We start from the raw sequence: 21074 nt of genomic DNA on the forward strand, positions 1-21074 counted from the left end.
GCCAAGAGGAGTGAGGCGATGAGCTATATCCAGGGCTTCGTGATCCCGGTCCCCGCTGAGAACAAGGAGGCGTATCGGGAGATGTGCGCCAAGGTCTGGCCACTCTTCCGGGACTATGGCGCCGAGCGGATCGTCGAATGCTGGGGCGACGCGGTGCCCGACGGCAAGGTGACGGATTTCCGCAAGGCCGTGCAGGCGCAGGAAGGCGAGGAGGTCGTCTTCTCGTGGATCGTCTGGCCCGACAAGGCGACTCAGGAAGCGGCTCATCCGAAAATGATCGCCGATCCCCGGATGGAGCCGAAAGGGCCGATCCCCTTCGACGGCAAGCGCATGATCTTCGGCGGGTTCGAGCCGATCTTCGACACCGACGAAGGGTGACTCGTTAGCGGACGATCTCCGCGAGGATGCCGTCGAGGAGGAGCATTCCCGCCTCCTTCACGATGAGACGATCCCCTTCGCGCGCGACGAGGCCATGGCCGGCGAGGCGATCGATGGCCGCCGCGTCGACCATCGCGTCGATGGCGATGCCGGTGGCGGCGGAGACGGCCGCGAGGTCCAGCCCCGCGTCGAGGCGCAGGCCCATCAGCAGCGCTTCTTCGGCGCGGGTGGGGGCGTCGAGCGGTTCCTCGCTCTCGATGCCATGGCCGTTGCGGGCGACCGCCGAGAGCCAGTTCTCCGGCTTCTTCCGCCGAAAGCTCGCGAGCTGCCCGCGCCGCCCATGCGCGCCGGGGCCGACGCCGAGATAATCCTGATAGCGCCAGTAAGCGAGGTTGTGCCGGCTCTCCGCACCCGGCCGGGCGTGGTTGGAGATTTCGTAGGCCGGGATGCCGGCTTCCGCCGTCACCTGCCGGGTCAGCTCGAAGAGATGCGCCGCCTCGTCGGTGTCGAGCGTCGGCAGCTCGCCCTTGGCCGCCAGCGCCGCGAAGCGCGTGCCGGGCTCGATGGTGAGCTGGTAGAGCGACAGATGCTCGGTGCCGAAGGAGAGGGCACGGTTCAGTTCCGCCAGCCACTCGGCCTCGGACTGGTAGGGCCGCGCATAGATCAGGTCGACGCTCACCCGCCCGAACGCCGCCTGCGCGACATCGAGCGCGGCGAGGCTCTCCGTCACGCCGTGCGCGCGGCCGAGGAAGTGCAGCGCCTCGTCGTCGAGCGCCTGTAAACCCAGCGAGACGCGGTTCACGCCGGCATTGGCGAGGGCATGGAAGTTCGCCGCCTCGACCGAGGAGGGGTTGGCCTCCAGCGTGATCTCGATGCCGTCGGTGAAGCCCCAGTGGCGCTCGGCCGCGTCGAGCACTGCTGCGACCGTGGAGGGCGCCATCAGCGAGGGCGTGCCGCCTCCGAAGAAGATCGAGCCGAGCGGCCGCCCCGGTGTCAGCGCCGCTTCATGCGCGAGATCGGCGAGCAAGGCATCCCGCCACGCCGCCTCGTCGATCTCGGCGCGGACATGGCTGTTGAAGTCGCAATAGGGGCATTTGGAGACGCAGAACGGCCAGTGGACGTAGAGCGCCAGCGGGCCGCTCGGGGTCATGGTCAGAACACGGAGGCCACCAGCTTGCGGAAAGCATCCGCGCGGTGGCTCATCTCGTGCTTCTTCGCCGGGTCCATCTCGCCGAAGGTGATGTCGTGGTGCCAGGGCCGGAACATCGGGTCATAGCCGAAGCCCTTGTCGCCTCGCGGCGGCCAGACAAGGTGCCCGTCGACCCGGCCCTCGACCGTCACGATATGCCCGTCCGGCCAGCACAGCGACAGCGCGCACACGAAATGCGCGTCGCGGCCGACGTTCGGTCCCCGCTTGGCGATATTCTTCTCGACCAGCTCCATGGCGAGGCCGAAATCCTTGGTCTCCCCGGCCCAGCGGGCGGAGAAGATGCCCGGATCGCCGCCCAAGGCCTCCACACACAGGCCGCTATCGTCGGCGAGCGCGGGGAGGCCGGTCATGTCGGCGGAGAAGCGCGCCTTGAGTTCCGCATTGGCGGCGAAGCTGGTGCCCGTCTCCTCGGGCTCGGGGACGTCGAGGTCGCCCGCCGAGACCGGCTCGATCCCATAAGGGCCGAGCAGGGCAGCGATCTCGCGGATCTTGCCCTTGTTGTGGCTGGCGATCACCAGCCGGCCGGGCTCCAGCTTGCGCTTCACCGTTCGGTGGCCTTCAACTGGAGCGCGAAGATCTCGTTGCAGCCGATGCGCGCAAGGCGGAGCATGCGGAGCAGCTCTTCCTCGTCATAGGCCGCGCCCTCGGCGGTTGCCTGCACCTCGGCGAAGTGGCCGTTGGAGAGCAGCACGAAATTGCCGTCCACATGGGCAGCCGAGTCCTCGATATAATCGAGGTCGAGCACCGGCGTGCCCTCGTGGATGCCGCAGGAGACGGCGGCGACCTGCGTCTTGATTGGGTCGGCGGCGAGCTTGCCCTCGGCGAGCAGCTTGTCGACCGCGATGCGCAGCGCGACCCACGCGCCCGAGATCGAGGCGGTGCGGGTGCCGCCATCGGCCTGGAGGACGTCGCAGTCGATGGTGATCTGGCGCTCGCCGAGCGCCGTCAGGTCCATGATCGAGCGGAGCGAGCGGCCGATCAGGCGCTGGATCTCCTGCGTGCGGCCGGACTGCTTGCCCTTCGCCGCCTCGCGGCTGCCGCGGGTGTGGGTGGCGCGCGGCAGCATGCCATATTCGGCCGTCACCCAGCCCTGGCCCTTGCCGCGCAGGAAGGGCGGCACGCGCTCCTCGACCGAGGCGGTGACGAGCACCTTGGTGTCGCCGAAGGAGATGATGCAGCTCCCTTCCGCATGGCGGGTGGCGTTCGGCTCGATGGTGATCGTGCGCATCTGGTCGGGCGCGCGGCCGGAGGGACGCATGGAGGCTCCTGTGGAATGGCCTATGGAAATCGGTTGTGGCGCTGTAGCGGCAGAGGGCGCGCGGCGCCACCATTGCGATGGAATGACACCATTTTGTTGAGCATGGCGCCCGATCTCCCTACATTCCCCGTGATGTCCGGCCCCGCCGTCCCCGAACTGTCAGACCGCGCGCGGAGCGTGTTCCGTGTGGTGGTCGAGTCGTATCTGCGATCGGGGGCGCCGGTGGGCTCGCGGACGATCTCGCAGCTTTCGGGCCTGAACCTGTCGCCCGCCTCGATTCGCAACGTGATGCAGGATCTGGAGGAGGCGGGCCTTCTCGCGGCCCCCCATATCTCCGCCGGGCGGATGCCGACCGAGGTAGGCCTGCGCCTGTTCGTCGACGGCATGATGCAGGCGGACGAGCCCTCCGACGAGGAACGCGCCGCGATCGAGCGCGGGATCGGCACGAATGGTCCGATCGAGGATGCGCTGGCGGCGGCCTCGGCGGTGCTTTCCGGGCTCTCGGCATGCGCCGGCCTCGTGCTGGTGCCCAAGCAGGAGCCGGTGCTGCGCCAGTTCGCCTTCGTGCCCTTGAGCCGGACGCAGGCGCTCGCCGTGCTGGTCGGCGCGGACGGATCGGTCGAGAACCGCGTCGTCGCGGTGCCGCCGGGGACGACGTCGTCCGCGCTGGTCGAGGCCGCCAACTATATCAGCGCCGAGCTCACCGGCCTGACGCTGGGCGAGGCGCAGGCGCGGCTTTCCGCCGAGATCGGGCTCGGCCGCGCGCAGCTCGATCGGGTGAGCCGCGATCTGGTGGAACGAGGCCTCGCCATCTGGTCCACCGATGGGGCGGAGCGGCCCGTGCTGATCGTGCGCGGCCAGGCGAACCTGATCGATCCGGCCGCCGCCGAGGATCTGGAACGCGTCCGCCAGCTGCTCGACGAGCTGGAGGGCAAGGAGGAAATCGCCCGTCTGCTCGACGGCGCGCGGAACGGATCGGCCACCAAGATCTTCATTGGATCGGAGAACAAGCTCTTTTCGCTGTCGGGTTCCTCGATTATCGCCGCTCCCTACAGGGCCCGCGAGGGCAGGGTGGTGGGCGTGGTCGGCGTGATCGGCCCGACCCGGTTGAACTATGCTCGCGTGGTTCCCATGGTGGATTTCACCGCGCACGCGCTTTCCAGGTTGATGGCATGACTGACGAAAACAAGACGAACGACACCGACGAAACCCTCCGCGCCGAGACGGCCGCCCAGGCACCCGAACTTGCCGAGCATGATGCGCTCAAGGCCGAGCTGGAGGAAACCCGCAACCAGGTGCTCTATGTGCAGGCCGAGATGCAGAATCTCCGCCGCCGCACCGAGCGCGAGATGGCGGACGCCAAGGCCTATGCCACCACCAGCTTCGCGCGCGACCTGCTGTCGGTGGCGGACAATCTCGTCCGCGCGCTGGCGGCGATCCCGTCCGATCTGCGCGCCGACGAGAAGCTGAAGCCGCTCGTCACCGGCATCGAGATGACCGGCAAGGAGCTGGAGACCGTCTTCCAGCGCAACGGCATCACCCGCATCGAGGCGATCGGGCAGGCGCTCGATCCCAACAAGCATCAGGCGATCATGGAGATGGAATCGGCCGATGCCGCTCCGGGCACCGTGATCCACGAGATGCAGTCCGGCTGGATGATCAAGGATCGCTTGCTCCGTCCCGCGATGGTCGGCGTCGCCAAGGCGCCCGAGGGCGTCGGCATCGACATCAAGGCCTGATTTTTCGCTCCGCCGCCCCGGTTCCGGCCGGGACGGCGTGAACATTACCGGCGCGACACCATTCGGATTGCTGCCGGTAATGTCGGCCTGTAGATGGGGGCCTCATGCGTTCGGCGTCCTACCAGCCCTCGTCGTACCGCCCCGGGGGCTCGGTCCAGAGCCGGGCCATCTCCTTCATCCTGTCGTTCGGCTTTGCACTGCTGATCGTGTGGATGCTGATCGCCATGGGCGCGCTGCCGCCTGTGCTGAAGGATGCGCACAAGGCGATCACGCTGACGCTCTTCCCCAAATCCTTCTCCACCGTGCCCAAGCCTTCGGTGGCGAAGACGAGCCATGCCCATGCCGGTGCCTCGCCCCGCGCGCCGACGCCGCAGCCCAAGCCGCAGGAGCAGGCCAAGACGCCCAAGCCGCCGGTGCCGTGGAACGTCATCCCGCTCAGCCATGAGGAGATGAGCGCCGCCGACATCTCCAACAAGCCGATGCGCCAGCAGACGGCCGACGCCTCCGCGACGCAGGGCGCGCAGGGCCGGGATAACGGGCCAGACAGCGTCGCCGCCTACGGGCCGGGCGCGGGGCCGGGCGGGGAACAGCTCTACAAGGCGGAATGGTATCGCCGGCCGACCGACGCCGAGCTCGCTTTCTACATGCCCAAGAATGGCACGGGGACGGGCTGGGCGCTCATCGCGTGCCGCACGATCGAGCATTATCACGTCGATAATTGCCACGAACTGGATGAGAGCCCGGGGTCCGGCCTCGCCCGCGCACTGCGGGAGGCGGCGTGGCAGTTCCTCGTGCGCCCGCCCCGCATCGGGGGCAGGCCGCAGGTCGGCGCATGGGTGAGCATCCGCTTCGACTTCTACCCGCGCGGCGAGCACGATCGGAGCTGATCGTCATCATCGCCCCGGAGTTGATCCGGGGGACAACGAACGTGGGGAAGAAGCGGGATTGATGGGTGGGGAGCGGCTTGTCGCCTACTCCCCGAACATGCCCTTGATCTTGGCGAAGAAGCCGCTGGAGGCGGGGCATTCCTCGCCGGTCTCGGTTTCGCGGAACTCGGCGAGAAGTTCCTTCTGGCGCGCGGAAAGCCGGGTCGGCGTTTCGACCGCGATCTCGATCACCAGATCGCCCCGGCCCCGGCTGTTCAGCACCGGCATGCCCGAGCCGCGATGGCGGAGCTGCTTGCCGGACTGGATGCCCGCCGGAATCTTCACCGGGATGATCTCGCCGTCGAGCCCCGGCACCTCGATCTCGCCGCCGAGCGCGGCCGTCGTGAAGCTGATCGGGCAGCGCGCCGCCAGCGTCGTGCCGTCGCGCTCGAAGATGGCGTGCCGTTTCACATGGAGGAAGATGTAGAGGTCGCCCGGAGGCGCGCCGCGCCCGCCGGCCTCGCCTTCGCCGGTCACGCGGATGCGCGTGCCTTCGTCAACGCCGGCCGGAATCTTCACCTCCAGCGACTTCTCCCGGTCGATTCGGCCCTCGCCCCGGCAATTGGGGCAGGGGTCCGCGATCACCTGGCCCGCGCCATGGCAGGACGGGCAGGCGCGCTCGACCACGAAGAAGCCCTGCTGCGCGCGAACCTGTCCGCGTCCGCCGCAGGTCTGGCAGGTGCGGGCTGCGGTGCCGGGCTTGGCGCCGGAGCCGCCGCACGGCTCGCAATTGGCGGCCACGTCGAAGCGGATCGTCTCCGACTTGCCGTGGAACGCCTCTTCGAGCGAGATTTCCAGATCGTAGCGCAGATCGGCGCCGCGACGCGGCCCGCTGCGCTGGCGACCGCCGCCACCCATGAACTCGCCGAAGACGCTCTCGAAGATATCCGAGAAACCCTCGAAGCCCTGTCCGCCGCCGAAGCCGCCGGCGCCGCCGCTCTGGAAGGCCGCCTTGCCGAAACGGTCATAGGCTGCGCGCTTCTGGGGGTCCTTCAGGCAGTCATAGGCTTCGTTGATCGCCTTGAACTTCGCCTCGGCCTCATGGTCGCCCGGATTGCGATCCGGGTGGAACTGCATCGCGAGCCGGCGATAGGACGTCTTCAGCGTCTTGTCGTCGGCAGTACGCTCGCATTCGAGCAGTTCGTAATAGTCGATATCCAAGCTCAAGCCCCCGAGGCTGCCCGCGCGCGCCCGGCCCCGAGAGGAACCGGGCGCACGCGGCGCGCCAACTTCTTACGCCTTGTTGTCGTCGACTTCGGAGAACTCGGCGTCGACGACGTCGTCGTCCTTCGGAGCCTCGGCACCCGGCGAAGCCTGAGCCTGCTGCTCCTTCTCGTAGATCGCCTGACCGAGCTTCATCGCGACCTGCGCGAGGGCCTGCGCCTTCTCCGACATCGCGGTGGCATCGCCACCCTCGACGGCCGCCTTGGCTTCGGCAACGGCCGCCTCGATCTCGGACTTGAGCGATGCATCGACCTTGTCGCCATGCTCTTCGAGCTGGCGCTCGGTCGAGTGGATCAGGCCTTCGGCGTTGTTCTTCGCCTCGGCCGCCTCGCGACGCTTCTTGTCCTCCTCGGCGAACTTCTCGGCGTCCTTCACCATCGTGTCGATGTCGGCATCCGAGAGGCCACCCGAGGCCTGGATCTTGATCTGCTGCTCCTTGCCGGTGCCCTTGTCCTTGGCGTGGACATTGACGATGCCGTTGGCGTCGATGTCGAAGGTGACTTCGATCTGCGGCACGCCGCGCGGGGCCGGCGGGATGCCGATCAGGTCGAACTGGCCGAGCATCTTGTTGTCGGCCGCCATCTCGCGCTCGCCCTGGAAAACGCGGATCGTCACCGCGTTCTGGTTGTCCTCGGCGGTCGAGTAGGTCTGCGACTTCTTCGTCGGGATCGTCGTGTTGCGATCGATCATGCGGGTGAACACGCCACCCAGCGTCTCGATGCCCAGCGACAGCGGGGTGACGTCGAGGAGGAGAACGTCCTTCACGTCGCCCTGCAGCACGCCCGCCTGCACGGCGGCGCCGATCGCGACCACCTCATCGGGGTTCACGCCGGTGTGCGGCTCCTTGCCGAAGAAGTCCTTCACGGCCTGACGGACGCGCGGCATACGGGTCATGCCGCCGACGAGGACGACCTCGTCGATCTGGTCGGCCTTCATGCCGGCGTCGGCCAGCGCCTTCTTCACCGGGTCCATCGTGCGACGGATCAGATCCTCGACGAGCTTTTCCAGATCGGCGCGGGTGATCGTCTTGACGAGGTGCTTCGGGCCGTTCTGGTCGGCGGTGATGAAGGGAAGGTTCACTTCCGTCGACTGGGCCGACGACAGCTCGATCTTCGCCTTCTCGGCCGCTTCCTTCAGGCGCTGGAGCGCGAGGCGGTCCTTGGTGAGGTCGATGCCCTCATCCTTCTGGAAGCCTTCCGCGAGGTAGGACACGATCTTGGCGTCGAAATCCTCGCCGCCGAGGAAGGTGTCGCCGTTGGTCGACTTCACCTCGAAGACGCCGTCGCCGATCTCCAGAACGGAGATGTCGAAGGTGCCGCCGCCGAGGTCATAGACCGCGATCGTCTTGTTGTTGTCCTTCTCGAGGCCGTAGGCGAGCGCGGCCGCGGTCGGCTCGTTGATGATGCGCAGGACTTCGAGGCCCGCGATCTTGCCGGCGTCCTTGGTCGCCTGACGCTGGGCGTCGTTGAAGTAGGCCGGAACCGTGATGACGGCCTGCGTCACCGTCTCGCCCAGATAGGACTCGGCGGTTTCCTTCATCTTCTGAAGCGTGAAGGCGCTGATCTGCGAGGGCGAATAATCCTCGCCGCCGGCCTGCACCCACGCGTCGCCGTTCGGGCCCTTCACGATGTGATAGGGGACCAGCTCCGTGTCCTTCCGGGTGATCGGGTCGTCGAAGCGGCGGCCGATGAGGCGCTTCACCGCGAAGACCGTGTTCGCCGGGTTGGTGACCGCCTGGCGCTTGGCCGGCTGGCCGATGAGACGCTCGCCATCCTTGGTGAACGCCACGATGGAGGGGGTCGTGCGCGCGCCCTCCGCATTCTCGATCACCTTGGGCTTGCCGCCCTCCATGACAGCCACGCAGCTGTTGGTGGTGCCGAGATCGATACCAATAACTTTAGCCATTCAATATCCCCACAAACTCTCGAATCGTTCGACGAGCCGCCTGCCCCCCCTCGTCAAGCAGGCGGCTGACGGAATGCTCCGGTCGGCGATATAAGAATGCCTGCGCTTGCTGCAAGCGGGTGGCCGTTCTAATCCCGAAACTGCCACGATTGGGGACATATCTGTCGATGCACCTTTCCCAAGTCCTTCGCGCTTCACCCGTCCTTCTGCTCGCGCTGGCGGCGTGCCACGGCAAGGGAGAGACGCTGCGGGCGGATCATGGCTGGGTGCGGCTGGCGGCCGTGCCGGGGCGGCCGGCGGCGGCCTATCTGACGCTCCACGGCGGGGCGGAGCCGGCGCGGCTGCTCGCGGTCGAGAGCGCGCAGGCCGGCTCCAGCGAGCTGCACCAGAGCATGGCCATGAAAGGCGGCGTGATGTCGATGCAGCGGCTCGACGGGGTCGATCTGCCGGCGGGCGGAGAGCTGAAGTTCGCGCCCGGCGGCTATCATGTCATGCTGTTCGGCGTGAATCCGCAGGTGAAGCCGGGCAGTCGCGTCGGCCTTACGGTTCGCTTCGCCAAGGGGCCGCCGCTCACCCTCGACGCCAAGGTGGTCGGCGCGGGCGAAGACGCGCCTTACTAAGCCGATGGCGCGCGATCCCGGACGGCCGCTGACCCCCGGCGAGAGGGCGCTGGCGGACGCGATGTTCGGGGATGCGATCGACGGCTCGGCGGTGCGGCTCCATCGCGCCTGCTGGTGGCCTTTCCAGCCCAACGGGGTGGTGATGGCGCCCGACGGCGATATCTGGTTCCACCCCGCCGATCCCGTCTGGTGCGAGGATTTTGCGGATGCGGCGCTCTCCGCGCAAGGGCTGCTGATCCACGAGCTGACCCATGTCTGGCAGGCGCAGCGGGGTGGGCGCTGGTTCCTGCCGCTCGCGCGCCATCCCTTCTGCCACTATCGCTATGAGCTGGTGCCGGGGCGATCGTTCGGGCGCTATGGCATCGAGCAGCAGGCCGAGATCGTCCGCCACGCCTTCCTGATGCGGCAGGGCGCGTGCATCGCGGGCAAGCCGGATCTGGAAGCCTATGAAGCGTTGCTGCCATTCGCCTGAGCGAGGGCGGGGAAGGCGACGTTCGGCACCGAAGCAGAGAAGGCCTGTCGGCAAGCGCCGGCCTTGCCGTTGCACGCCCGTCATGAGACGGTGCGGCACCTGACAAGGGGGAGGGGTCCGAATGCGTGTTTCGCTCTGGTTCGCCGCGGCTGCGATGGCGGTCGTGCTTCCTGCCATGCCGGCGAATGCCGCCCCGCGCGGCAGCTATATGCAGAGTTGCCAGAACGTCCGCGATGACGGCCGGACGCTGACCGCCCAGTGCCGCGATCGTGACGGCCGCTATCGGAGCAGTTCGCTGCGCTATCGCGACTGCCAGGCCGAGATCAGCAATCAGGACGGCCGGCTCGTCTGCACCGGTGGACGTCCGGGCAATGGCGGCGGCTGGGGCGGTGGCGACGGTCGCCCCGGCAATGGCGGTGGCTGGAATGACGGGCGGCCGGGCAATGGCTGGGGCGGCAACGTCTCGCAGCCGGGCGGCTCGTGGGCGCGGAGCTGCCGGAACTCCGGGATGCGCGGCTCCACCCTGTATGCCGAATGCAAGGGACTGAAGCGCTGGCAGGATACGCGCCTCGACATGCGCTCCTGCCGTAGCGGGCGTGCGGGCAATCGCGAAGGCCAGCTCGTCTGCGAATGACGGGAGCCTCGGGGGCGGCGGGCTGATCGCCGCCCCTTGGCGTCGGCGCTCGTGACGCTATCTGGGCGGGATGCCTGATTCCACGCTCACCGAACGCCTGAAGGCGGAGGCCGCTCGCCTCGGCTTCGTCGCGTGCGGGGTGACGCGGACGGTGGACGACCCTCTGCCCGGCGAGCGGCTGCACCAGTGGCTGGGCGAGGGCGCGCATGGCGATATGGGCTGGATGGAGGCGCGCGCCGACTGGCGGCGTTCGCCCGCCGCGCTGTGGCCGGAAGTGCGCTCGGTGGTGGCGCTCGGCATGAGCTACGCGCCGCCCGAGAATCCGCTTCGGCTGGCCGACAGCCCCGAGACGGCGCGCATCTCGGTCTATGCGCAGGGGCAGGACTATCACGACACGGTCAAGAAGGCGCTGAAGGCGCTCGCCCGCTGGCTGGTGGCGGAAGGCGGTGGGCAGCTCAAGGTGTTCGTCGATACCGCGCCCGTGATGGAGAAGCCGCTGGCGATGGCGGCGGGGCTCGGCTGGCAGGGCAAGCACACCAACCTCGTCAGCCGGGAGCATGGGAGCTGGCTGCTGCTGGGGATGCTCTTCACGGAGCTGGAGCTGGAGCCCGACGCTCGTTCGCGCGACACCTGCGGTTCGTGCAACGCGTGCCAGGAGGTCTGCCCGACCGGCGCTTTCCCCGCGCCCTACCGGATCGATGCGCGGCGCTGCATCTCCTATCTCACGATCGAGCTGCACGGACCCATCCCGCGCGATCTGCGGCCGGGCATCGGCAACCACGTCTATGGCTGCGACGACTGCCTGTCCGTCTGCCCGTGGAACAAGTTTGCGGCTTCGGCCCATGCGAATCTCGCCTTCGCGCCGCGCGCCGAGCTGGCGGCGCCGCATGTCGCGGACCTGCTGGCGCTCGACGATGCGAGCTTCCGCCAGATTTTCTCCGGCTCGCCGATCAAGCGCATCGGGCGCGACCGGATGGTGAGGAACGCCGCGATCGTCGCGGGGAACAGCGGGGAGAGGGCGCTTGCCGCTCCGCTCGCGGCGTTGCTCGGCGACGAGGCGCCTGTGGTGCGCGGTGCGGCTGTGTGGGCGCTGGATCGGCTCGGTGCGCTGGAGCCCCATGCGGCGCGCGCAGACGCCGAGATCGACGAGAGCGTGCGCGAGGAGTGGGCGGCGGCGCTCAGGGAGCCGCGGCGCGGCGGCTGAGCGAAGCGATGCAGGAGGCGCGGTCCATGTCTTCGCCCGCTGGCGTGCGCGCATCGACATAGGTGACGACGGGCTCGCTCCCCGCCTTGGCCGGATAGAGATAGGCGTCCAGCACGCAGGCCGGGCCTACGAACTGGAGCCGCTGCGCCTGCCCTTCATGTCCGTCGAGGTCGGCGTCCCCGAACAGGGCGACCAGTTGCGCCTTCGTCTTGCCCATCACGCGCTCCAGCCCGGCCTCGTGGATCTTCGCGGGCTTCTGGGCGACGGGCGGCGGCGCGGTGGCCGGCTTGGGCGCGGGCGTGGCGCAACCGGCGAGCAACAGCGCCGGCACGAGCGGAAGCAGGAAAGGACCGCGACGAATCATGCGCCTGATCTGCCACGGGAAATCGCGCGCGCAAACCGGGGAGCTGTCGGGTGCCCGCGAGTCGCAAAGATTGCGCGCCGGCTCGTCGCCCGCTAACCGCGCGCCAATTCTCCAGGAGATTTTCGTGACCGACACCACGCTCGACATCATCGCGATCGGCAACGCCCTTGTGGACGTGCTCTCGCCCACCACCGACGCCTTCCTCGCCGAAGAGGGCCTCACCGCCGGCGCGATGCAGCTCATCGATGCCACCCAGGCGACCGCGCTCTACGGCCGCATGGGGCCGGGCCGCGAGATTTCGGGCGGCTCGGCCGGCAACACCGTCGCAGGCGCGGCGATGATGGGCGCGCGTTGCGCCTTCATCGGGCAGGTCGCCAAGGACCAGCTCGGCGAAGTGTTCGTCCACGATCTGGAATCGCAGGGCATCGAGTTCACCGTGCCCGCGCGCGAGGCGGACATCCCGACCGGCCGTTGTCTCATCCTCGTCTCGCCCGGCGGCGAGCGCACGATGAACACCTATCTCGGCGCCGCGCAGTTCCTGCCGCCGGCGTCGGTGGACGAGGCGCAGGTCGCGTCGGCCAAGGTGTTGCTGCTCGAAGGCTATCTGTGGGACCCGGCCGAGCCGCGCGCGGCGATGAAGGCGGCGATCAGGATGGCGCGCAAGGCGGGCCGCGAGGTGGCGCTGGGCGTCTCGGCGGTGTTCTGCATCATGAACCACCTCGAGGATTTCCGCGCGCTGGTGAACGACGGCGACATCGACATCCTGTTCGCCAACGAGGAAGAGCTGCTGGCGCTCACCGGCGAGGGCGATTTCGAGGCGGCGGTGGCCGCGCTGGCGCCGAAGCTGCCTCTGCTGGTGGCGACGCGCGGCGCCGAGGGTGCGACCGCGGTCAAGAATGGCGAACGCTTCCATGTCGCCGCCGAGCCGGTCGCGCGGGTGGTGGACACCACCGGCGCGGGCGATCTCTTCTCGGCGGGCTATCTGGTCGGTCATGTGCAGGGTCGTCCGGTCGCGGAGTGCCTCACCATGGGCGCGATCGCGGCGGCCGAGGTGATCTCGCACTTCGGTGCCCGCCCGGAGCAGGATCTCAAGGCGCTGATCGCCGCCCGCCTCGGCTGATCGGGTTCACCCCAAAAGAGAAGGGGCGGGAGGCTACCCAAGCCTCCCGCCCCTTTTTCGTGTCCGTCGGACGGCGGATCAGGCCTTCACGGCCGTCATGTCCGCCTCGCCGTCGGCCTCGACCGTCCCGCGCCCGACATGCGAGCGCGAGCGGCTGTAGAAGAAATAGACGCACAGGCCCACCGCGCCCCACACCGGAAGCACGAGGATCGCCGACAGCGTCAGCGAGGCATAGAGGGCGAGGCAGCCGATGATCGCGAGCGGCGCCACGATCCACACCAGCGGCGTGCGGAAGGGGCGGGGGCGGTCGGGATCAGTCTTGCGCAACACCATCACCGAGATCGCCACCATCGAGAAGGCGAAGAGCGTGCCCGAGTTCGAATAGTCGGCCAGCTTGCCCACCGGCAGGAAGGCCGCCGCGAGCGTGGCGCCGGCGCCGGTCACGAAGGTGACGACGTGCGGCGTGCGGAACTTGGTGTGCACGCTCGCCAGCTTGGCGGGCAGCAGGCCGTCGCGCGCCATGGTGAAGAAGATGCGGGTCTGGCCGTACATCATCATCAGCACGACCGACGGCAGCGCCAGCACGGCGGCGAGGCCCACGAACCAGCCGAAGATCGGATGGCCGATCACCTGGAGCACATGGACGAGCGCTTCCTTCGAGCAGACCAGCGGCTCGATCGAACCGCCGCTGACGATCGCGGCGCAGCGGCCGGCGATCTCGGCCGAGCCCGGCGGGAGCACCGCGCCGTCCGCGCCGACGACCGGCTGCGCGCCGATCGCGCCGATCGCGCCCGAGGCGACGAGCAGGTAGAAGAGGGTGCAGATCAGGAGCGAACCGATCAGGCCGATCGGCACGTTGCGCTGCGGGTTCTTGGTCTCCTCGGCCGCCGTCGAGACGGCGTCGAAGCCCACATAGGCGAAGAAGATCGAGGCGGCCGCGCCGAACACGCCCACCGAGCCGGTCGGCATGAAGGGCGTGAAATGCGCGGTGTTCATGCCCGGCAGCGTCAGCGCGACGAACAGCGAGAGCGCGGCGATCTTGATGCAGACGAGCAGCGCATTGACGCGCGCGCTCTCGGTCGTGCCGATCACCAGCAGGCTCATCACCAGGATCGAGATGAAGATCGCCGGCACGTTGATCCAGCCGCCGGTCTGCGCCGCGGTCATCAGGTCCGCCGACGGCTTGGCGCCGAACGCCAGCTGCACATGCGCCATGAGCGCGTCGGCGTTACTGATAATGGCGGGGAAATGATATCCCGATGCCCCGAGCAATCCGACCGCATGGTTGGACCAGCCGACCGCGACGGCGCTCGCGCCCACCGCATATTCGAGGATCAGCGCCCAGCCGACCATCCACGCCAGCACCTCGCCGACGACCGCATAGGTGTAGGTGTAGGCAGAGCCCGCCACCGGCACCATCGAGGCCAGCTCCGAATAGCAGAGCGCGGCCACACAGCAGACGAAGCCCGCGATGATGAAGCTGAACAGCATGCCCGGGCCGGCCTTTTGCGCGGCCTCGGAGGTGAGCACGAAAATGCCGGTGCCGATCACGGCGCCGATGCCCAGCATGGTCAGTTGGAAGGCACCAAGCGATCGGTGCAGCGATTTCTTTTCCGCCGTCGCGAGGATCGCGTCCAACGGCTTCACACGGCCAAAGATCATGCAATCAGGTCCCTCAGTCGGCCGCCTTGGGGCGGCCGAGCACTATGGGGCCGGGAGCCTAGTCGCTATTCTGTCGTGTGCAAGCGGCGATGCGGGAGCCGAAAGGCCTTAGGCACGTTTTGAGGCGTTTTGGCGACAGTCCGTCAGGGGCGCGTCAGCATCGGGCCGAGCGGCCGCCCACCGAACAGATGCACATGGAAATGCGGCACTTCCTGATGCCCGTGCGCCCCGACATTGGCGAGCAGGCGATAGCCCGGCGCCACCAGCCCCTGTTCGCGCGCGACATGGCCGACGGCGCGGATGAAGCCCGCGATCTCCGCGTCGGGCGCATGGGCGGAGAAATCGTCCCACGAGACATAGCGCCCCTTGGGAATCACCAGGATGTGCGTCGGCGCCTGCGGATTGATGTCGTGGAAGGCGAGGGCGAACTCGTCCTCATAGACCTTCTTCGACGGGATCTCGCCGCGCAGGATGCGGGCGAAGATGTTGGCGTCGTCATAGGGCAGGGTGGCGTCGATGGGCATCAGCCCCTCCGGATCAGCGGGCGGGTATCGGGCTTGGACCCGAAGGAAAGGCTGGGGCCGTCGTCGTCCGGCGAGGCGGGCTTCGCGCCGAGCGGGCGTGGCGCAGGCTCGGAGGCAGGCGTCGCCGTGCGCGAGGCCTTCTCGTCGAGGCCGGAGACGCCTTCGCGGCGATCCAGCTCGGCGAGCACGTCGGAGAAGGGAACGCCGCTCGCTTCGAGCAGCACCAGCAGGTGGAAGATCAGGTCCGCCGCTTCGCCGGTCAGATCCTTCTTCGTCCCGGACATCGCGGCGATGACGCTTTCCACGGCCTCCTCGCCCACCTTCTGCGCGATCTTGGGCAAGCCCTTCGCGAACAGCGAGGCGACGTAGGAGGAGCCGGGCTCCGCCTGGCGGCGGGCGGCGATGGTGGTGACGAGCCTGTCGAGTGTATCGGCCATGCCCGCTCTCTTGGGGCGGGCAGGCCGACGGGTCAACCGCTCGGGGCGTCTCAGCCCTTGCGCTGGGCGCGCGCGTGAAGCTTCCGGCCGATCACGACGCCCGTGACGCCCATCAGCAGGAGCACGGCGTCGGCCGGCTCGGGAACCGAGGTCGGGCCGCCCGGATCGTGCGAGCCACCGCTGCTCGACGACGGCGGCGGGCCGTCATGGCCGTGGCCGGCGCTGGCGGGCGCCACGAACAGCGTCGCGGCGGCGATGGCGCCGGCGGCGAACAGCGAATGCGCAACCTTCATGTCGAATCTCCCCTGTGTCGCGAGGGCAACGCAACATGTGCGACAGAGAGGGAACTATGGATGCTGACGCGGCGGAGGGAAGGGCGATGTCGCCCGGCCCGTCCTGAAGCGGGACGTCAATGACGGACCGGCAGCCCCGCTTTGGCGAGCGCGGCATGGGCCTCCGCGACGCTGTGCTGGCCGAAATGGAAGATCGAGGCGGCGAGCACGGCCGAGGCATGGCCCTCCACCACGCCGTCGACGAGATGGTCGAGATTGCCGACGCCTCCGCTCGCGATCACGGGCACGGGAACCGCATCCGAAATGGCGCGGGTGAGCGCGAGGTCGTAGCCGTCGCGCGTGCCGTCGCGGTCCATCGAGGTGACCAGCAGCTCGCCAGCACCACGCGCCGCGAGATCCTGCGCATGGGCGACCGCGTCGATGCCGGCGGGCTTGCGGCCGCCATGGGTGAAGATCTCCCAGCGGCCGGGCGAGACCTGCCGCGCGTCGATCGCGCCGACGACGCATTGCGCGCCGAATCGCTCCGCCATGTCGCCGACCAGCGCCGGCCGCGCGACCGCCGCCGAGTTCACCGCCACCTTGTCCGCCCCCGCGAGCAGCAGCGCGCGCGCATCCTCCACCGAACGCACGCCGCCGCCGACCGTCAGCGGCATGAAGCAGACCGAGGCGGTCCGCGCCACGACGTCGAGGATGGTGCCGCGCTCTTCATGGGAGGCGGTGATGTCGAGGAAGCAGAGTTCGTCGGCGCCGGCCGCGTCGTAGAGGCGCGCCTGCTCGACCGGATCGCCGGCATCGGCGAGATCGACGAAATTGACGCCCTTCACGACGCGCCCGTTGGCGACGTCGAGGCAGGGGATGACCCGAACGCGGACGCTCATCCGCGCGCGACCTTCAGCGCCTGCGCGAGATCGAGCCGCCCGTCATAGAGCGCGCGGCCGGTGATGACGCCTTCGATGCCACCCTCGACGATGCCCGAGCGGGCCACCATCAGCGCCTCAATATCCTCGATGCCCGCGACGCCGCCGGACGCGATCACCGGAATGCAGGTGGCGTGCGCCAGCGCCTGCGTGGCCTCGACATTGCAGCCCTTGAGCAGGCCGTCGCGGCCCACGTCCGTGAAGAGCAGGGCGGCGACGCCCGCGTCCGCGAACTGCGCCGCGAGATCGACGACGCGGACTTCGGAGACGTCGGCCCAGCCCTGCGTGGCGACGAAGCCGTCGCGCGCGTCCACCGCCACGACGATGCGGCCGGGCAGGTCGCGCGCTGCCTCGCGGACGAAATCGGGATGGTCGAGCGCGGCCGTGCCGATCACCACGCGATCGACGCCGAGCGAGAGCCAATGATCCACCGAAGCGCGGTTCCGAATGCCGCCGCCCAACTGCACCTTGCCGGGGAAGGCCGCCACGATCGACTCCACCACGGCCGCGTTCACCGCATGGCCCGCAAAGGCGCCGTCCAGATCGACGACATGGAGATGCGTCGCGCCGGCCTCGGCGAAGGCGCGGGCCTGGGCTGCCGGATCGGAGCCGTAGACGGTGGCGCGGTCCATATCGCCCTCGGCGAGACGGACGACGTTGCCGCCCTTGAGGTCGATGGCGGGGAAGACGATCAGGGGATTAGGCAGGGGTTCGGACATCAGGGCCGCCACTCCAGGAAGCGGGCGAGGAGGGCGAGGCCGTAAGCCTGGCTCTTCTCGGGGTGGAACTGGACGCCCAGCATGTTGGCGCGGCCGACGGCGGCGGTGACGGGGCCGCCATGATCCGTCTCGGCCAGCCGCTCGGCCGGGTCGTCCACGTCGAAGGCGTAGCTGTGCAGGAAATAGGCCTCGCCGGGCACCAGCATCGGGTGGCCGACCGTGGGCGTCACGTCGTTCCAGCCCATGTGCGGCACCTTGAGGCCCGGCCGGTCGGGCATCAGGCGCACCGTGCCGCCGATCCAGCCGAGGCCGGGATAGATGCCCATCTCCTCGCCGGCATTGGCCATGAGCTGCATCCCCACGCAGATGCCGAGGAAGGGCGCGGCCTCCGTCACGACACGCTCGTTGAGGGCATCCACCATGCCGTCGAGGCTGGCGAGCGCGTTCATCGCCGCGCCGAACGCGCCGACGCCGGGGAGCACGATGCGATCCGCCTTGCGCACCGTGTCGGGGTTCGCGGTGACCTCCACGTCGGATGCACCGGCGGCACGGAGCGCATTCTCCACGGAGCGGAGATTGCCGGCGCCATAGTCGATCAGGGCGAGCATCGGATCAGGCCCCGCCCAGCGTGCCCTTGGTCGAGGGCACCTGATCGGCCTTGCGCGGATCGGTGTCGATCGCCGCGCGCAGCGCGCGGGCCAGCGCCTTGAACGCGCTCTCGACGATGTGGTGGTTGTTGCGGCCGTAGAGCGTCTCGACGTGGAGCGTGATGCCCGCCGCCTGCGCGAAGCTCTGGAACCAGTGCTCGAACAGCTCGGTGTCGAAATCGCCGAGCTTGGCCTGCGTGAACTCGGTGCGCCACACGAGATAGGGGCGGCCGGAAATGTCGATCGCGACGCGGGTCAGCGTCTCGTCCATCGGGGCGTAGGCGTGGCCGAAGCGCTGGATGCCCTTGCGGTCGCCCAGCGCCTTCGAGAAGGCCTCGCCGATCGCCAGCGCCGAATCCTCGGTGGTGTGGTGCTGGTCGATATGCAGGTCGCCCTTGGCTTCGACCTTGAGGTCGATCAGCGAATGGCGGGAAAGCTGCTCCAGCATATGGTCGAGAAAACCGATGCCGGTGGCGACCGCATAATGGCCGGTGCCGTCGAGATTGATCTCCACGGCGATCTGGGTTTCGGTCGTTTCGCGGCGCACGGCGGCCTGGCGCATGGGCCTATCCTTCTGGTCGAACGGTCGGGCGCGGTCCTCATAGCGTGGCTGGGCGTCGACGCAACGGAAAGCAAGAGGGTGATCGCAACGGGGCGCTTGACCGTCGCGGCGCTCACGTTCAGGACTGCGCGCATGACTGAAGGTGCCGTCCCCGATAGCCTGATTCCCTACGACGAGATCGTGCAGGAGGCGTTGCGCGCCGTCGTCGGCCGGGTGCTGGGCGAGGTGGAGCAGGCCGGCGGGCTGCCGGGCGAGCATCATTTCTACATCACCTTCAAGACGCAGGCGCCGGGCGTGGACATCCCCGCGCACCTGACCCAGCGCTTCCCCGACGAGATGACGATCGTCATCCAGAACCGCTTCTGGGACCTGAAGGTCCGCCCCGATGCGTTCGAGGTCGGCCTGAGCTTCAATCAGGTGCCGGCCAAGCTGATCGTGCCCTATGCGGCGGTGACGGGCTTCGTCGATCCGGCGGTGAACTTCGCGCTCCAGTTCCAGGCGCAGGCCGACGAGCCCGAGCCCGAGACGGCCGAGGCGGAGAATGACGCGCCGGCCGTGACGCGCGAGGATGGCTCGAACGTCGTCTCGGTGGATTTCACGCGGAAGAAGTAAGCGGCGAGGTTCGCTCACGGGCTTCTGTTTTCCTTCCTCGTCCGGATGTAATCCGGGAGAGGTCGGCCGTGCGCGCCAGCGTGGATGGCCTCTCGAAAGACAATGATTTCGATACCGCGGCATAGCTTGAATTGTCGCGATCGCGCGCCAGTTTGGGGATCGTCCATCACGGAGTCCCTTGCATGACTGCCACGCGTACCGAATCCGACAGCTTCGGCCCGATCGAGGTTCCCGCTTCCGCCTATTGGGGCGCGCAGACCGAGCGTTCGATCCACAACTTCCCGTTCGGGGCGAGCGAGCGGATGCCGATCGGCATCGTCCACGCGCTGGCGATCGTGAAGCAGGCGGCGGCGCGGGTGAATCGTCATCATGGGCTGGACGCGACAATCGCCGATGCGATCGAGGCGGCGGCGGCGGCGGTCGCGAAAGGCGAGCATGACGATCATTTCCCGCTGGTCATCTGGCAGACGGGCTCGGGCACCCAGTCCAACATGAACGTCAACGAGGTGGTTGCGGGCATCGCCAACGAGGCGCTGACGGGCCAGCGCGGTGGCAAGTCGCCCGTCCACCCGAACGACCATGTGAACAAGGGCCAGTCCTCCAACGACAGCTTCCCGACCGCGCTCCACGTCGCCGCCGCGCGCGCCGTAACGGACCGGCTGTTCCCGGCGCTCGACCGCCTGCACGCCGCGCTCGATCACAAGGCGAAGGCGTGGGACCATATCGTCAAGATCGGCCGCACCCATCTCCAGGACGCGACGCCGCTGACGCTGGGCGACGAGTTCTCCGGCTACGCGCACATGCTCTATCGCGACCGCAAGCGGATCGAGCCCGCTGTGATGCACGGCATGATGGCGCTGGCGCAGGGCGGCACGGCGGTCGGCACGGGGCTCAACGCGCCCAAGGGTTTCGGCGAGGCGATCGCGAAGGAGATCGCGGACATCACCGGGCTGCCCTTCCGCACTGCCGACAACAAGTTCGAGGCGCTCGCGTCCAACGATCCGATCGTCCATCTGTCGGGCACGCTCAACACGCTGGCGGTGTCGCTCAGCAAGATCGCCAACGACATCCGCCTGCTGGGCTCGGGCCCGCGCTGTGGTCTGGGTGAACTGAAGCTGCCGGAGAATGAGCCGGGCAGCTCGATCATGCCGGGTAAGGTGAACCCGACGCAGTGCGAGATGGTGACGATGGTGGCAGCCCAGGTGATGGGCAACCATGTCGCGATCACCGTCGGCGGGCTTCAGGGGCATATGGAGCTGAACGTCTTCAAGCCGCTGATCGGCTCGAACGTGCTCCGCTCGATCGAGCTGCTCGCCACTGCGATGGAGAGCTTCGCCGAGCGCTGTGTCGAGGGGATGGAGGCGGACGAGGTGCGCATCGCGCAGCTTCGCGACCGCTCGCTGATGCTGGTGACGGCGCTGGCGCCGGAGATCGGCTACGACAATGCTGCGAAGATCGCCAAGCACGCGCACCATGAAGGGCTGACGCTCAAGGAAGCGGGGCTGGCGCTGGGGCTGGTGGACGAGGCGACCTTCGATCGCGTGGTCAAGCCCGAGACGATGATCGGGCGGTAATCTCATCCTCCCCAGCGCGCTGGGGAGGGGGACCGCCGCCGAAGGCGGTGGTGGAGGGGTTAAGCGTCGCGCC

24 protein-coding genes and 1 pseudogene are annotated in these 21074 nt (G+C 68.5%); 11 read left to right on the forward strand and 14 right to left on the reverse strand.

What is annotated here, in order from left to right:
• Positions 1 to 18 precede the first annotated feature (18 nt).
• A complete protein-coding gene (locus ST3T6A_RS0106015) occupies positions 19 to 378 on the forward strand; it encodes a DUF1428 domain-containing protein (RefSeq protein WP_019832002.1) in 360 nt (119 codons plus the stop codon).
• Between the two features lie 4 nt (positions 379 to 382).
• Here the strand turns inward: ST3T6A_RS0106015 and hemW are convergent, their stop codons facing one another.
• The 3 genes from hemW to rph are packed head-to-tail and all read right to left on the reverse strand — an operon-like array spanning position 383 to position 2846.
• On the reverse strand, positions 383 to 1528 hold the full coding sequence (hemW, locus tag ST3T6A_RS0106020) for a radical SAM family heme chaperone HemW (protein WP_019832003.1): 1146 nt from the start codon (positions 1526 to 1528) through the stop codon (positions 383 to 385).
• 2 nt (positions 1529 to 1530) lie between these two features.
• Positions 1531 to 2133, reverse strand: coding sequence for an RdgB/HAM1 family non-canonical purine NTP pyrophosphatase (gene rdgB / locus ST3T6A_RS0106025; RefSeq protein WP_019832004.1), 603 nt, complete (start codon positions 2131 to 2133; stop codon positions 1531 to 1533).
• Positions 2130 to 2846, reverse strand: coding sequence for a ribonuclease PH (gene rph, locus ST3T6A_RS0106030; RefSeq protein WP_019832005.1), 717 nt, complete (start codon positions 2844 to 2846; stop codon positions 2130 to 2132). Before rph ends, rdgB begins: the two co-directional genes overlap by 4 nt.
• A gap of 132 nt (positions 2847 to 2978) precedes the next feature.
• On the opposite strand from rph, the gene hrcA reads away from it, so the two are divergent.
• From hrcA to ST3T6A_RS0106045, 3 genes are all read left to right on the forward strand, one after another.
• Positions 2979 to 4022, forward strand: a complete 1044-nt coding sequence (gene hrcA / locus ST3T6A_RS0106035) for a heat-inducible transcriptional repressor HrcA (RefSeq protein WP_026359472.1) — start codon at positions 2979 to 2981, stop codon at positions 4020 to 4022.
• A complete protein-coding gene (grpE, locus tag ST3T6A_RS0106040) occupies positions 4019 to 4585 on the forward strand; it encodes a nucleotide exchange factor GrpE (protein ID WP_019832007.1) in 567 nt (188 codons plus the stop codon). The genes hrcA and grpE overlap by 4 nt, the downstream gene beginning before the upstream one ends.
• Positions 4586 to 4689: 104 nt before the next feature.
• On the forward strand, positions 4690 to 5472 hold the full coding sequence (locus ST3T6A_RS0106045) for a hypothetical protein (RefSeq protein WP_019832008.1): 783 nt from the start codon (positions 4690 to 4692) through the stop codon (positions 5470 to 5472).
• Positions 5473 to 5556: 84 nt separating this feature from the next.
• On the opposite strand, the gene dnaJ is transcribed toward ST3T6A_RS0106045, so the two are convergent.
• Together dnaJ and dnaK are read right to left on the reverse strand one after the other, a co-directional pair.
• Positions 5557 to 6678: a molecular chaperone DnaJ gene (dnaJ, locus tag ST3T6A_RS0106050; protein ID WP_026359473.1), complete on the reverse strand. Its 1122-nt coding sequence runs from the start codon at positions 6676 to 6678 to the stop codon at positions 5557 to 5559.
• Positions 6679 to 6744: 66 nt separating this feature from the next.
• Entirely contained in the window at positions 6745 to 8640 is a 1896-nt protein-coding gene (dnaK, locus tag ST3T6A_RS0106055) for a molecular chaperone DnaK (protein WP_026359474.1), read from the reverse strand.
• A 167-nt stretch (positions 8641 to 8807) separates the two neighbouring features.
• On the opposite strand from dnaK, the gene ST3T6A_RS0106060 reads away from it, so the two are divergent.
• The 4 genes from ST3T6A_RS0106060 (at position 8808) to queG (ending at position 11570) form a co-directional block, all read left to right on the forward strand.
• The gene (locus ST3T6A_RS0106060) at positions 8808 to 9260 is read left to right on the forward strand and encodes a copper chaperone PCu(A)C (protein WP_019832011.1); all 453 of its coding nucleotides are present in this window, start codon (positions 8808 to 8810) and stop codon (positions 9258 to 9260) included.
• A 4-nt stretch (positions 9261 to 9264) separates the two neighbouring features.
• A complete protein-coding gene (locus ST3T6A_RS0106065; protein ID WP_019832012.1) occupies positions 9265 to 9732 on the forward strand; it encodes a hypothetical protein in 468 nt (155 codons plus the stop codon).
• A 121-nt stretch (positions 9733 to 9853) separates the two neighbouring features.
• Positions 9854 to 10366: a CVNH domain-containing protein gene (locus ST3T6A_RS20765; protein WP_019832013.1), complete on the forward strand. Its 513-nt coding sequence runs from the start codon at positions 9854 to 9856 to the stop codon at positions 10364 to 10366.
• A 70-nt stretch (positions 10367 to 10436) separates the two neighbouring features.
• Positions 10437 to 11570 (forward strand): tRNA epoxyqueuosine(34) reductase QueG, encoded by a 1134-nt coding sequence (gene queG, locus ST3T6A_RS0106075; RefSeq protein ID WP_019832014.1) that lies wholly within the window; start codon positions 10437 to 10439, stop codon positions 11568 to 11570.
• Here queG and ST3T6A_RS0106080 read toward each other — a convergent pair.
• Positions 11545 to 11934: a hypothetical protein gene (locus ST3T6A_RS0106080; RefSeq protein ID WP_019832015.1), complete on the reverse strand. Its 390-nt coding sequence runs from the start codon at positions 11932 to 11934 to the stop codon at positions 11545 to 11547. The genes queG and ST3T6A_RS0106080 overlap by 26 nt on opposite strands.
• A 124-nt stretch (positions 11935 to 12058) precedes the next feature.
• Here ST3T6A_RS0106080 and ST3T6A_RS0106085 point away from each other — a divergent pair, with 124 nt between their 5' ends.
• On the forward strand, positions 12059 to 13054 hold the full coding sequence (locus ST3T6A_RS0106085) for an adenosine kinase (protein WP_019832016.1): 996 nt from the start codon (positions 12059 to 12061) through the stop codon (positions 13052 to 13054).
• A 78-nt stretch (positions 13055 to 13132) separates the two neighbouring features.
• On the opposite strand, the gene ST3T6A_RS0106090 is transcribed toward ST3T6A_RS0106085, so the two are convergent.
• The 8 genes and pseudogenes from ST3T6A_RS0106090 to hisB form a co-directional block, all read right to left on the reverse strand.
• Positions 13133 to 14716, reverse strand: a complete 1584-nt coding sequence (locus ST3T6A_RS0106090; RefSeq protein WP_019832017.1) for an amino acid permease — start codon at positions 14714 to 14716, stop codon at positions 13133 to 13135.
• 143 nt (positions 14717 to 14859) lie between these two features.
• Entirely contained in the window at positions 14860 to 15240 is a 381-nt protein-coding gene (locus ST3T6A_RS0106095) for a histidine triad nucleotide-binding protein (protein ID WP_019832018.1), read from the reverse strand.
• A gap of 128 nt (positions 15241 to 15368) precedes the next feature.
• Positions 15369 to 15677, reverse strand: a pseudogene (locus tag ST3T6A_RS19435) (phosphoribosyl-ATP diphosphatase); the annotation flags it as partial.
• A gap of 50 nt (positions 15678 to 15727) precedes the next feature.
• Positions 15728 to 15970 (reverse strand): hypothetical protein, encoded by a 243-nt coding sequence (locus ST3T6A_RS0106105; RefSeq protein WP_019832020.1) that lies wholly within the window; start codon positions 15968 to 15970, stop codon positions 15728 to 15730.
• Between the two features lie 116 nt (positions 15971 to 16086).
• Positions 16087 to 16848, reverse strand: coding sequence for an imidazole glycerol phosphate synthase subunit HisF (gene hisF / locus ST3T6A_RS0106110; protein WP_019832021.1), 762 nt, complete (start codon positions 16846 to 16848; stop codon positions 16087 to 16089).
• On the reverse strand, positions 16845 to 17606 hold the full coding sequence (gene hisA, locus ST3T6A_RS0106115) for a 1-(5-phosphoribosyl)-5-[(5-phosphoribosylamino)methylideneamino]imidazole-4-carboxamide isomerase (protein WP_019832022.1): 762 nt from the start codon (positions 17604 to 17606) through the stop codon (positions 16845 to 16847). Before hisA ends, hisF begins: the two co-directional genes overlap by 4 nt.
• Positions 17606 to 18214, reverse strand: coding sequence for an imidazole glycerol phosphate synthase subunit HisH (gene hisH / locus ST3T6A_RS0106120; protein ID WP_019832023.1), 609 nt, complete (start codon positions 18212 to 18214; stop codon positions 17606 to 17608). The genes hisA and hisH overlap by 1 nt, the downstream gene beginning before the upstream one ends.
• 4 nt (positions 18215 to 18218) lie before the next feature.
• Positions 18219 to 18815, reverse strand: a complete 597-nt coding sequence (hisB, locus tag ST3T6A_RS0106125) for an imidazoleglycerol-phosphate dehydratase HisB (protein WP_019832024.1) — start codon at positions 18813 to 18815, stop codon at positions 18219 to 18221.
• A gap of 132 nt (positions 18816 to 18947) precedes the next feature.
• On the opposite strand from hisB, the gene ST3T6A_RS0106130 reads away from it, so the two are divergent.
• Both ST3T6A_RS0106130 and fumC read left to right on the forward strand, forming a co-directional pair.
• The gene (locus tag ST3T6A_RS0106130) at positions 18948 to 19427 is read left to right on the forward strand and encodes an SspB family protein (RefSeq protein WP_026359475.1); all 480 of its coding nucleotides are present in this window, start codon (positions 18948 to 18950) and stop codon (positions 19425 to 19427) included.
• Between the two features lie 182 nt (positions 19428 to 19609).
• Complete coding sequence (gene fumC, locus ST3T6A_RS0106135) at positions 19610 to 21001, forward strand: class II fumarate hydratase (RefSeq protein WP_019832026.1); 1392 nt, start codon at positions 19610 to 19612, stop codon at positions 20999 to 21001.
• The last annotated feature ends 73 nt before the right edge of the window (positions 21002 to 21074 follow it).

It is taken from the genome of Sphingomonas sp. PR090111-T3T-6A (genome assembly GCF_000383095.1).
Taxonomy (GTDB): domain Bacteria; phylum Pseudomonadota; class Alphaproteobacteria; order Sphingomonadales; family Sphingomonadaceae; genus Solisphingomonas.